Source organism: Drouetiella sp. (assembly GCF_059504425.1).
In genome coordinates this window covers 35,373-47,991 of the sequence record NZ_JCACIN010000051.1, presented here as the reverse complement: position 1 = coordinate 47,991, position 12,619 = coordinate 35,373, and the positions used below count along the sequence as shown (strand labels likewise).

10 protein-coding genes are annotated in these 12,619 nt (G+C 49.9%); 7 read left to right on the top strand and 3 right to left on the bottom strand.

Features of this window, described 5'->3' with window-relative positions:
* Nucleotides 1-52: 52 nt before the first annotated feature.
* Nucleotides 53-967 (bottom strand): DUF5677 domain-containing protein, encoded by a 915-nt coding sequence (locus tag AC5JMP_RS12975; RefSeq protein ID WP_495851895.1) that lies wholly within the window; start codon nucleotides 965-967, stop codon nucleotides 53-55.
* 234 nt (nucleotides 968-1,201) lie between these two features.
* Between AC5JMP_RS12975 and AC5JMP_RS12970 the strand changes: the two genes are divergently transcribed.
* Nucleotides 1,202-1,510 carry a hypothetical protein gene (locus AC5JMP_RS12970; protein ID WP_495851894.1) on the top strand — a complete coding sequence of 103 codons (309 nt, stop codon included), beginning with the start codon at nucleotides 1,202-1,204 and terminating at the stop codon, nucleotides 1,508-1,510.
* Nucleotides 1,511-1,857: 347 nt separating this feature from the next.
* Here AC5JMP_RS12970 and AC5JMP_RS12965 read toward each other — a convergent pair whose 3' ends face one another.
* Together AC5JMP_RS12965 and AC5JMP_RS12960 are read right to left on the bottom strand one after the other, a co-directional pair.
* Complete coding sequence (locus AC5JMP_RS12965) at nucleotides 1,858-2,058, bottom strand: hypothetical protein (RefSeq protein ID WP_495851893.1); 201 nt, start codon at nucleotides 2,056-2,058, stop codon at nucleotides 1,858-1,860.
* Between the two features lie 3 nt (nucleotides 2,059-2,061).
* A complete protein-coding gene (locus tag AC5JMP_RS12960) occupies nucleotides 2,062-2,298 on the bottom strand; it encodes a hypothetical protein (RefSeq protein WP_495851892.1) in 237 nt (78 codons plus the stop codon).
* Nucleotides 2,299-2,455: 157 nt separating this feature from the next.
* On the opposite strand from AC5JMP_RS12960, the gene AC5JMP_RS12955 reads away from it, so the two are divergent.
* From AC5JMP_RS12955 to AC5JMP_RS12930, 6 genes are all read left to right on the top strand, one after another.
* Nucleotides 2,456-4,816: a Tex family protein gene (locus AC5JMP_RS12955; RefSeq protein ID WP_495851891.1), complete on the top strand. Its 2,361-nt coding sequence runs from the start codon at nucleotides 2,456-2,458 to the stop codon at nucleotides 4,814-4,816.
* A 205-nt stretch (nucleotides 4,817-5,021) separates the two neighbouring features.
* Nucleotides 5,022-6,323 (top strand): glutamate-5-semialdehyde dehydrogenase, encoded by a 1,302-nt coding sequence (locus AC5JMP_RS12950; protein WP_495851890.1) that lies wholly within the window; start codon nucleotides 5,022-5,024, stop codon nucleotides 6,321-6,323.
* Nucleotides 6,320-6,736 (top strand): dihydroneopterin aldolase, encoded by a 417-nt coding sequence (gene folB / locus AC5JMP_RS12945; protein WP_495851889.1) that lies wholly within the window; start codon nucleotides 6,320-6,322, stop codon nucleotides 6,734-6,736. The genes AC5JMP_RS12950 and folB overlap by 4 nt, the downstream gene beginning before the upstream one ends.
* A 441-nt stretch (nucleotides 6,737-7,177) precedes the next feature.
* Nucleotides 7,178-8,107, top strand: coding sequence for a calcium-binding protein (locus tag AC5JMP_RS12940; RefSeq protein WP_495851888.1), 930 nt, complete (start codon nucleotides 7,178-7,180; stop codon nucleotides 8,105-8,107).
* Between the two features lie 83 nt (nucleotides 8,108-8,190).
* On the top strand, nucleotides 8,191-10,488 hold the full coding sequence (locus AC5JMP_RS12935; protein ID WP_495851887.1) for a tetratricopeptide repeat protein: 2,298 nt from the start codon (nucleotides 8,191-8,193) through the stop codon (nucleotides 10,486-10,488).
* Nucleotides 10,489-10,579: 91 nt separating this feature from the next.
* A complete protein-coding gene (locus AC5JMP_RS12930; protein ID WP_495851886.1) occupies nucleotides 10,580-12,607 on the top strand; it encodes a tetratricopeptide repeat protein in 2,028 nt (675 codons plus the stop codon).
* The last annotated feature ends 12 nt before the right edge of the window (nucleotides 12,608-12,619 follow it).

The following is a 12,619-nucleotide window of genomic DNA, read 5'->3' as shown; positions in this document are numbered from 1 at the left end:
AACACAAGTTCAGAATCGATTCCCTTGACTTCGTCGGACTCAGGGCATATTGTTAAGTTGCTGAATCCAACTCGTTTGCAATTTTTTCCAGCTCCTTGAGAATTATATTACGCCCTTGAGATATGCCATCTAAAGCATCATTTAATTCAAAACGTACTGCGTAGCCTCCCGCTGCTGATATATAATACTCAACTCCCATATACATCATTAGGCGACTAAAATTTACAGTTTCAAGACCCACTTTATCTAGTAAATCTCGATTCCCTAAAGATACAACTACAAAATAGTTAAGTAAATCTTCAGCGTCATTGTGTGTTTGTGAACATAACGCTGCATAGACAGTTCTATAGTCAAGTTCAAGACCCAGAAGTTTAAACCGCTCTGCAATATTTGGCCATTTTTTTACTGCCTGCTCTGTGGTAGGTAATTTAAACTCAGCAAGAGCTTGATCGATATATTTCTTCAGGCTTATGAGTGTCGTTTTCTTTTGGATTGCTTTCAGCTGATGAACCCTCTTCGCGTCGCTGTCTAGAGAATCGACCAGATTTAGCCATCTATCAATTTCTTTTTCTTCATTACTGAAGTAATGCGATAAGTACTGAGTAAGGTGACTACCATCTCTACTATCTACAAGAATGAACAACAGATTAACGGCTGATTCAATTGTTGTTCTAGATATTATCTCAGAAGCTGCTGTGGAACCAGTCACATACGCACATATAGCTCCCTCAATGTATTCAAATATTCGATCAAGCATAGATCTTAATAATGCCCATACTGGATCAGCCTGATTGAGGGTATCTACGCGATTAACTAAATCATGATCAACTTCTAGTTTCGTGCGAACAACCCAGTAAATTACAGATAGTTCACGTTGAACGATAGGTGTGGGAAGAATACTATGGCGCTGAAGAAATTCAGAACACAAAGTATTTTTGTCTGGAATATGAGTTTTGCTTAACTTCATGAGTCAATTATGCTAAATGTCCTACCATAATCTTCAAATAGAGCCTTGATGAACAACCTAAGCAATTTAACGTTTGCAATCACCGGAGGCAGATAATTTTCGCTAGAAACATTATGCTTCAAAGTTCCGGTGCCTTGTGGTTGTTAGCCTAGTGGCAGTCTGCTTGACTCTTAATCAGATAATGAAGCGACAAAATTCAGTCGATCGCCTTTCACCCTTCAAAATCGCACTCTCTTGCCTAATTCCGCGATGTACCCCGATCGCCCCATTGCCCACAGTTCTAACAGTTCTCCCACTCGATCGCCACCCCCACAATTCGATCGCCCCCTCTCCCATCCCATTGTCACTACTCAACATTCAATTGCAGAGCTGACAATGCCATTGCGACCTCACACAATGCGATCGCAGCTCCTACAATTCGATTGTGAGCCGATGCAATGCTATTGCAGCCGCTACAATGCCATTGCGACTCGACACAATGCGATCGCAAACGTCCGGTATGCCAAAAAGCCGCTAGGTAAGCTTTCACGGCTTGTTGGATAAAGAAGGGTGATCGCTCCAATGCCTAAGAATGCTGCCGATGGAGCTTATAGATTGCTGCGTTCGTATTCTTCGATGATGTCTTTTAAGTCTCCGTCTATGACACGGTATGCCAAAAAGCCGCTAGGTAAGCTTTCACGGCTTGTTGGATAAAGAAGGGTGATCGCTCCAATGCCTAAGAATGCTGCCGATGGAGCTTATAGATTGCTGCGTTCGTATTCTTCGATGATGTCTTTTAAGTCTCCGTCTATGACATCATCTTGGTCAGACTTGCTGTAAAGCGTCATCAATAAAATTTGATCGTTTGTTTTGAGATAGTAAATCAGCCGATAACCACCACTCTTCCCCTTTTAATTGTCACTGTTTTTGATTCGGAGTTTAAAGACTGGATAGCCTACACCTGCGACTTGATCACCGAGGATTTCACCATTTTCTAGCTGTGTAATGATCGGTTGAATATCACTGAGAATGTTGCGGTACTTTTTGATGAGCGTCCGAATATTGCGAGTAAACGTAGGTAAGGCAATAACGGTAACACTGGAGTCATCCATTTTCTAGCACTTGCCGCTCTCTAGCTCTTGCCATAGTTGAGCGATCGGAATTCCCTGTCCGGTCATGGCTTCGTGCCAAGCTTGGCGGAAATCTTCGAGGACTTGCTCTTTGGGGATATTGTGGGGTGAATCAGATGCCTGTGCATGGAGTTTGAGCAATTCCATGAAGTTGGCGATTTGTTGGAGTTGCTCTTCAGTGCAGGTGTCGAGTTGCTGTTTGAGGGCTTCGCGGGTAATCATGGGGATTCATTCCGGCTGTTCTGCTGTTGTGATTATAGCCCGATCGATAGTGTCGATATGGGTGGGTTAATCTTGGGACTACTTAGCCATGACTATTTAGCCATAAGGGCGATCGCCGCGTTACCATACGGAATGCGTTCAACTGCTAGATTCCGTCATGCTAAACATTCCTCAGCTACTGGCAACCGAGCTTTCCCTCACCCCCCATCAGGTCGAAAGCGCTCTGCAACTGTTCGATGAAGGCGCGACCGTTCCCTTTATCGCTCGCTACCGCAAAGAGCGCACCGGAGAGATGAACGAGATTCAGCTACGGGATTTGCTCGATCGCTTCACCTACCTGACCGAGCTAGAAGAACGCAAGGCGGTGATTCTCAAATCGATCGCCGATCAGGGCAAGATAACGGCAGAGCTAGAGCAGGCGATCGCGCAATCCCTGCAAAAAAACGAGCTAGAAGACCTATATTTGCCCTACCGCCCAAAGCGGCGTACCAGAGCCACGATCGCCCGTGAAAAAGGCTTGCAGCCGCTGGCGGATTGGATCAAAGCCCTGAATCAGCCGAGTGCTGCCGCCACGCCGCTAGAGCCGGAAGCCGCAAAGTATGTCTCTGAAACTCAGGGCGTGAAGACGGCAGAAGAGGCGCTGAAGGGAGCTGCCGATATTCTGGCCGAAGCCGTGGCTGACCAGGCATACTTGCGATCGCACATCCGGGAGCAGCTGCTAGAGTCGGGGCTGTTTGTGTCGCAGCTCAAGCCCGACCACCCCGAAGGCTCTACCAAGTTTGAGATGTATCGGCAATATCAGGCGAAGGTAAAGGCGATCGCGCCTCACAACCTGCTGGCGCTTTGTCGTGGAGAGGCAGAGGGCATTCTAGAATTTGATCTGCAATTTGATGAAGCGGCAGTTTTGGGCTATTTGGAATCGGAAGAGATCCACAGCAAGCAGCGCCCCATCCGCGACTTTTACCGCGAGATGCTGAAGGATGCCTTCAATCGGTTAATGAAAACCTCGCTAATTGGCGAAGTTCGGGCAGCCAAAAAGCTGGAAGCCGATGTGGCATCGATCACCACTTTTGAAACCAACCTGCGGGAGCTGTTGCTCTCTTCTCCGGCAGGCATGAAGCCGACCTTGGCGATCGACCCCGGATTCCGCACCGGATGTAAAGTAGCGGCTTTAGATCAGACGGGCAAGTTTCTGGAATATCAGACGGTGTTTCCGCATCAGGCGGCAGCCCAGCGGGTGCAGGCGGGACTGGCGATCAAAAAGCTGATCGAGAAATATCAGATTGAGTTAATTGCGATCGGCAATGGCACTGCCGGACGCGAAACCGATGAGTTTGTGGCTGAGGTGTTGCAAGACATGGAACGCAAGCCGATTAAAGTCATCGTTAACGAGTCAGGCGCATCGATTTATTCGGCGAGTGACGTGGCGATCGCCGAATTTCCCGATCAAGACATTACCGTGCGGGGAGCCATCAGCATCGGTCGGCGGCTGCAGGATCCCTTAGCAGAGCTGGTGAAGATTGACCCCAAATCGATCGGCGTGGGGCAATATCAGCATGATGTGGATCAAAAGTTGTTGAAGAAAAAGCTGGATGAAACGGTAGAAAGCTGCGTCAACTATGTGGGCGTCGATTTGAACATGGCCTCTAAAGAACTGCTTACCTTTGTGTCGGGCATTTCGGCAGCAGTCGCCAACAACATCGTCGCCTATCGCAATCAAAACGGCGCATTTGGCAGTCGGCGGGAGTTGCTCAAGGTGCCGAAGCTGGGGCCTAAAGCCTTTGAGCAGGCAGCAGGGTTTCTCCGCATTCGCAACGGCAAAAATCCGCTGGACAATACGGCAGTCCACCCCGAAAGCTATGGCGTGGTAGAGGCGATCGCCAAAGACCTCAGCGTGCCTTTAACTCAGATTACTCAAGTCGCAGAGAAGATACAAAAAAACGACCTCAAAAAATACGTAACGGAGATGATCGGGGAACCCACCCTGCGCGATATTTTGGCAGAGCTAGAAAAACCAGGACGCGACCCGCGCGCCGAATTTAAGTACGCCACCTTTAGAGAAGGCATCAAGGAAATCAGCGATCTCAAGCCCGATATGGAGCTAGAGGGCGTGATTACCAACGTGGCAAACTTTGGCGCATTTGTAGATATCGGCGTACATCAAGATGGCCTGGTGCATGTGTCGCAGCTAGCCGATCGCTTTGTCAGCGACCCGAAGCTGATTGTCAAAGTCGGGCAGGTGGTGAAGGTGCGTGTCTTGGAAGTCGATGAAAAGCTGAAGCGCATCAGCCTAACCATGCGAACAGGAGAGCGATCGGCAGTCGGCAATAGCCCTCAGCCTGTTACTTCTAAATCTCAGCCCACAAAATCCCAGCCCGTAAAACCCCAGACTTCTAAACCCCAAACTTCCAAACCCCAAACTTCTAAACCTCAGACTTCTCAGCCGCCAGAAACGCAATCAGATTCTCGATCGCTCTCTCTAGAAGACCTGAAACACAGGTTTGGCAAAAAGGCTTGAAGTCAGTCTAGACATCATGTTCAGTTGATTGAAAATCATTACGCTCGATCGTCCTTCTCAGCATTATGCAAGCAGAACGAAACTGATTGCCGAGCGGACCAAGCAGCGGGTGACTTGGGCAATCAGCGTAGCGCGGCAGCACGATTCGTGAGAGCTTAGGATGAGAGTGTCTACCCTCCTTGCATCCGTATTTTGTATTCCTGCCATGACAACTCCCCTGCTTTCACCTCTTGCCACGTTGGCGCACCAGACCCGCGAAGCCGCTCGTCAGTTGGCTGTTTTGCCTACCGAAGTTCGCAATGGCGCGATCGAGGCAATTGCTCTTGCTCTGGAAGCCCATGCCTCAGAGATTCTGACGGCTAATCAACTCGACTGCGAAACTGCGGTTTCTGAAGGATTAGCGAAGCCGCTTTATGAGAGGTTAAAGCTAGATGCAGGGAAGCTAAAAGGAGCGATCGCCGGGGTGCGAGATCTGGGCAGACTGCCTGACCCGATCGGCGTGATCCAGCTCCATCGAGAGCTAGATACAGGGCTAATCATGCAGAGAATCACCTGTCCGCTAGGCGTTTTGGGCGTAATTTTTGAATCTCGTCCCGATGCGCTGGTGCAAATTGCGACACTGGCAATCAAGTCTGGGAATGGCGTGATTCTCAAGGGCGGCAGGGAAGCCATCCGCTCCTGCGAAGCCTTGACCCATGCCATTCATCAGGGACTTGCTCAGGCAGACATTGATCCAGCTACCGTGCGCCTCCTGACCACTCGCGAAGAAACGATCGCCCTCCTACAGCTAGATAAAGAAGTAGATTTGATTATTCCTAGAGGCTCTAATGCCTTCGTTCGCTTTGTCCAAGATCACACGCGCATTCCGGTGTTAGGTCATGCGGACGGCATTTGTCACCTCTACATTGACAAAGCTGCTGATCTGGACAAGGCGATCGCGATCGCCGTTGATGCCAAGGCACAGTATCCCTCTGCTTGCAACGCTATCGAAACGCTGCTGGTGCATCAAGACTTTGCATCTCAAATCCCTAAGCTAGCTGCCGCCCTGCAATCTCACGGGGTAGAGCTACGAGGAGACGATCGCACCCGTGAGCTGGTGCCCGACTCCATTCCAGCCGCGACTGAGGCAGACTGGGCAACGGAGTACAGCGATTTAGTGCTGTCCATTAAAGTCGTGGATTCGCTGACGGAGGCGATCGCCCACATCAACACCTACGGCTCTCGCCACACGGAGGCGATCGTGACCGAAGACTGCCAAGCCGCCGCAGAATTTATGTCCCAAGTGGATGCCGCCGGGGTGTTTCACAATTGCTCCACTCGATTTGCAGATGGCTTTCGCTACGGCTTTGGGGCAGAAGTGGGCATTAGCACCCAAAAAATGCCGCCTAGGGGACCTGTGGGTTTAGAGGGTTTAATCACCTACAAATATCAAGTGGCTGGAGACGGTCATATTGCTGCAACCTACAGCGGCGCGAATGCTAAACCCTTCACTCACCGAGATTTATGAAAGACATAGGTTCACTAGATACAATTCAGCTTACGGGCATTCGTGCCTATGGCTATACAGGTCTGTTCCCTGAAGAGCAGAGTTTAGGTCAATGGTTTGAAGTAGATTTAACGCTTTGGGTAGATATTACAGAACCGGGAAAGAGCGATCGCATCGAAGACACTTATGATTATCGAGCAGATGTCAAATCTATCCAAGAATTGGTTCGGACGGCGCGATTTCGTCTGATTGAGAAGCTCGTGGAAACGATCGCTCAAACTGTTCTCGCCTCTGGCAGCGTCAAGCAGGTGCGGGTGCGGTTAACTAAAGTCAATCCGCCGATTCCGGACTTTAGTGGCAAGGTGTCCGTCGAAATTACGCGGGTATTCCAAGACACATCTTTTACTATGGGCGTACAGTCAGATCAACATTAGCCTTTGTCATTCTTACAGGCGTAAGTTGTGGCGATCGATCGCTATCCCTTAGTAGATGTGCAGCTCTGTCCTCAATGTAAAAAATGTTTTGCATCCAATTCTCAAAAACCTGTTACACTTGGAAGCAATTTGGACTATGAACCTTAATTCGAGCAGGTCAGCCTTCTAATATTATCCAAGATCACTAGCACGTAAGGATTGTCGGCAGGGCATTGCTCATTCAATCTTCGTCTACTGGTCACATCCATACCAGTCAATGTTGAGTCATGTTCAGTCCAATTAGGCTTAGCTAAAGACGCGCTTGTTCAGCGATCGCAGTCCTAAAAAAGTTAAGCAGCATACTCAGAGTAATCAGAGGTCAATTACCCTCACCTTGAAACCGTGTCACAGCGCTTTGCGTCACAGTGGCACCCTAAAGTTGAGCCTTAGCAGGAGTGATTAATGTCAGAAGTTCTTATTCAGCCGAGTTCTCAAGGCACGACGCAGTTTGGTTTACGGGTCATCAACGAGCAGCCTGCGAGATTGAGTCAGGACTCTGCTACTACGCCCGTAATTGTGACTGGAGGCGCTGGGAGAAACTCCTTCAGAGTGACCTCTGCTTCCACAGCGGTTCCCTACAGAATCCAGACAGGCGCAGGTGATAATTCAGTTGTTACAGGTGCAGGCGCCGACACTTTGTTTGGCGGAATTGGCAACGATACCCTAGATAGTGGTGGAGGCAACGACACTGTTGACGGTGGAGTAGGCAACGACACTGTGCTAGGTGGAATCGGAAATGATGTCCTGTATAGTGGTGCAGGGGTTGACTCTGTATCCGGAGGTGCAGGGATTGACACTCTCGCAGGTGGGGCAGGTAACGACACGCTAGATGGGGCTGACAGCAATGATGTTTTGCTGGGTGGCGATGGCAACGACGCTCTTCAAGGCGGGCTAGGAAATGACACCCTGAGGGGTGGCAATGGCAACGATTCTGTCAGCGGGGGGGGCGGCAATGATGTTTTGCTTCCGGGAGCAGGGCGCAATACTCTCGTCGGTGGGCCAGGAAACGATCGCTTCCGCTTTGAGTCCGATGCAACAGTAGGCAATAGAAATCAGCTCAATCAAATCACGGATTTTTCTCCTAGAGGAGATGTAATTGAGATTAGTAGGAAACTGCTGCCAAGTTCGGGATTGAGAGCTGGTAGACTCAGCGCATCTGATTTTCAGACTATCAATGGGATTGGTTCATCTAGTTCAGATGCAAGACTGGTCTACGACAGGGACACTGGTATTCTGTATTACAATCCTGCGCGCGAGGGTGCGGCAAGCGTTCCACTTCTCCAGCTCAATAGCAGACCCAATGTCTCTGCAAGTAATTTCCTGATTTTCTAATTAGCTATTTGTTTGAGAGGCTCCCCCAGCGAGTCCCTCAAACAAATAAACAAAAAGGCTAAATTAAACTCTGTTGATTGTCCGTGCAGCTAAGCCTCCACGAATTGCACTATAACTTGGGTCATGTGCTGCACCAGCAAGGTAATCTTGCAGGCGCAGCACAATGTTATGAAAAGGTCTTAGCGATCGCGCCACGCTACGTTAGCGCCCATCACAGCTTGGGAGTCGTGCGGGATGAGCAGGGTCAGCAGATTGCAGCTATTCATCATTACCACCAGGCGATCGCACTTGATCCCAGCTCCATCAAGGCGTACAACAATCTAGGCTGCTCTCTTGCAAAGCTCGATCGCCGGGATGAAGCCATTTCAACGTATCAGCAGGCTATTGCGCTTCAGCCTGACTGGGCGATTTTACACAATAATCTTGGACAGGTTTTGTTTGAGCAGAATCCTGCTGCCGCCATTGCTTCCTACCGTCGAGCGATCGAGCTTCAGCCTGATCTGATCTTGGCCCATTGCAACTTGGGTAGAGCGCTGCAAGCTCAAGCGCAGCATGAGGGGGCGATCGCCTCCTTTCAGCAAGCCATCGAACTGAGTGACCAACAAAGTGATGCTCCAGATCATGTTCTGGCCGCAATGGCTTTTAGCGATGGCAGTCTGTCCTGGATAGCGTTGAACCAGTGGGATCGAGGATTGGAGTGGTGGCGACGGGCGATCGCCCCAGATACAGCCTTGGTGAAAGCCTACTGCAATTGGGCGATTCAGCTCCAAGGGTTAGATGAACTCAGCCAAGCCCGAAGAAATTGCGCTCATTTTCTTCAGGCGTTGCTTCAAGCAGAGTCAGCAAGCTTACCCGATCGTCCTTCGATTCAAGCATCCCTTGCTAAAACCTATTTTCACTTGGGCAATACGTTAGCTGCCTACGGCGGTACAGCGCAATATCGACAGGCTGAAGCATTCTATCAGCAGGCGCTAAAGCTTCAGTCCATCTCCTCAGAATTACGTCAGGAACTGTGTCTAAAGCTGGCAGAATGCTTAATCAAACAGGAGCGATTTAGCGCGGCTCTGCTGGTTCATCAGTTTGTCCTAGATCTTGATCCACATCAGTTGCATGAGACCCATTGTTCCTCGTCTAATACCCTGACCTATTCCAGCGATCACCCCACAGATGTTATCCCTACGACTCAAGACTGGTTTAATTCTAATTCACACTCAGGCAATCGCTACATATCCCTCTCTACTCCACAACCGCTCCTCCCCGCACCCGCTCCATCCTCCTGCGCCGGACTCAATTGCGCTCCCTGTCTCAAACGCATTTTCGATCGCTTTCATCTGACTCACTTAGGAAATGGTATTCATACTTGTGGTGCCCCAATAGCATCTACTAATGTGACATTACCCTTATTTACAGCAATCATTGCTAGCGGTAAAGCTTGGGCAATGCCACAGCAGAATTCCTGGAAAATTTGTAATGCGATCGCCATTCTCACCCCCGATCACAAGCTGCTCTCTGATCTATCTCAGAATTATCCTGGTAGACTGCCGGGATGCCAAAGCTTCAACCCAGCCAGCCATCACATTTTTAGTGCAGAACTAGCCCCCCTAGAGCAGATTCCAGGCAGAGTCGCCGCCCTAGCAGGATTATCAGGACACAACTACTTCCACTGGATGGTAGACATCTTGCCTCGTCTGGAATTGCTGCGGCAAAGCGGCATAGAGTGGGAGGCGATCGACAAATTCTGGATTAACAGTGCGATCCAGCCGTTTCAGCAGCAGACCTTAGAGACGCTGGGCATTCCGCTAGACAAGATCTTGGCAAGCGATCATCATTCCTACATTCAGACAGATCTGTTAATTGCGCCTTCATTCACGGGGCATTTGGGCTGGATTGAGCCTTGGGCGCTGGAGTTTCTACGGCGAGAATTTTTGCCGATCGCTGCCGCCAAAACGGCTTTACCCAAACGCATTTACATTAGTCGTGCCCAGGCAAATCATCGGCGTGTGCTTAATGAAACTGCGGTCATGCAGCAGCTGTCGCATCTGGGGTTCGTATCAGTGACGCTAGAAACCTTCAGCTTTGCCGAGCAGGTTGCTCTATTTGCCCAAGCCGAGGTGATTATTGCCCCGCACGGCGGCGGTTTGACCAATATGCTGTTCTGTTCTCCTGGCACAACGATCGTTGAGCTGGTTGCGCCGAGCTATATTCGGCACTATTACTGGGTCATTAGCGATCGCCTTAAGCTACATCACTATCTCTTAGCGGCTCCGGGAGTAGCTTGCTATCCCATTCGGCAACTCATGTATCCCAGTCCGCTAACGGAAGATATTTGGGTTGACCTAGCAGCACTTAAAATACTCCTGCGGCAATTAAACTTGTCCTGAATTAAACTTGTCTTAAAATATGCCAACCCTCGAAAAATAAGTTAGTCTACAGCCTGTTGCCTACGCCCGAATGATGAATTCTGAGTGACTTATGGTTACAACTCACTTAAGCAACGCGATCGCAATCTGTGAGCAAGCCCTAGCCAGCGGGACGGGCATCCCTGAGATCTGCCAAAAATTAGGAAATGTCTTACAGGGAATGGGCAACTTCCAGGAGGCTGTGACTTGGCATACCCGTGCTTTGCAGCAGCAGCCTAACCTAGCGAGAGCCTATGCTGACTTGGGTAAACTCCATGCCAGTCAGCAGCAGTGGCAAGAAGCGATCGCCCTTTACGAAAAAGCACTGCAGCTCGATTCAGACAATGACTCCGGTCATGACTCAGCCAGTGCAGATTTGCACCGCCATTTGGCAAGCCTGTACGGGCGATTGGGTCAACGCACCGAAGAAGTCCTGCATCGCTATCAAGCCGTGACGTTAAACCCCCGCTGGGCAAATCCCAAAAATCAGCTGGTTCTGGGAAATACGCTATTGGCGCAGGGCAAATTAGAGGAGGCGATCGTCTGCTATCGGCGCGGTATTCAGCTCCGTCCCGATTTTTATGAAGCCTACTATAATTTGGGCGTAGCGCTGAGCCAACAGGAACAATGGCAAGCCTCCCAAGCCGCTTTTCTGCGCGCTGTAGAAATTAATTCAGATCATGCAGATTCCTGGTATGGACTCGGCAAACTAGCAGAATATCTAGGCAACTGGACGGAAGCCCTGGATCATTATCAGCGATCGACCGAACTCGACGATAGAGCAGAGTTTCATCATGCCTTGGGCAATGCGTTACTCACACTGCGCCAGTGGCAGCGCGCCGAAATTGCCTGTCGCCGCGCTATTGAACTCAGCCCTGGCTTCTCGTGGGCGCATCACAATTTAGGCTATGTGTTGCTTAAGCAAAGACGTTGGCAGGAGGCGTCAGTTGCCTTGCAGCAGGGAATCGCGCTCAATCCTGAATCTCCGTGGACTTACTATCATCTTGGCACGGCGTTGCGCCATCACCAGGAGGCGATCGCTGCATTTCTATCTGCCATTCAGCTCCAGCCAGATTTGGCGGACGTTTACAGGCAGCTCGGATGTGTCTTGCGGCACCAAGCTGAGACAGGGGGGCTAGAATCGACGCTACGGTACTGTCAGTCCCTCTTACAAGGTAAAGATCCTCAATTTTGCGCTCAGGTTGCCAGTAACCTGGCAGAGGCTCAACAATTTGATGGAGCGATCGTTTTCTGGGATTTGGCAGTACAGCTATCGGCACAGGTAACGCAGCAGCAAAGAATGCACTCCGTGGTGGGTAAGCAGCAAATTGATGCCGCGATCGCCAATCATCGGCAGGAGATTCAGCGGCAGCCGGAGGCAAGCTGGCTATACACGCATCTGGGCAATCTGCTGGCAGATCAGGGCGAGGTGGAAGAAGCGATTGCTTTGCACCGTAAGGCAATTCAACTCAACGGATGGGAGGGGACAGCCCGCCAATATGAGTTTACCCACGACTGGTTTAGCTACAATATTTCGATTTGGGCAACCCACTTAAAGCCCTTTACGGGTCATCCAGTGCAATCGTTAGAAATCGGCAGTTTCGAGGGTATGTCGGCTTGCTGGCTGCTCGATCACGTTTTGACGCACCCTATGTCAAACCTGACCTGCATCGATCAGTATTTTCAGGAGATCTTTGAGTTTAATGTGGCTCAGACTGGCGCGGGCGATCGCCTCACCCGACTGACAGGAGACTCCCACACTATTTTGGCGACTCTTGCTCCCGAAACCTATGACATCGTTTATATTGATGGCTGTCACCTGGCAAACCATGTTCATATGGATGCACAGCTCGCCTGGAAATTAGTCAAAGCTGGAGGCGTAATGATCTTCGATGACTACGAATGGACTGATCCCAACTATCCTGGACAAGATACGCGATTAGGCATTGACGCATTCATCAGCTCTGTTAAAGATCAGGTGGCGATCGTTCACCAAGGTTATCAAATTATTATCCAAAAATTAAGAAGCGATCGTCTTTTTAATCTGTTTGAATCGTTGCCAGAAGACAATAGAGTAGCCGAACAAATGTCTCTCTTTTAGAGAGATTTGCTT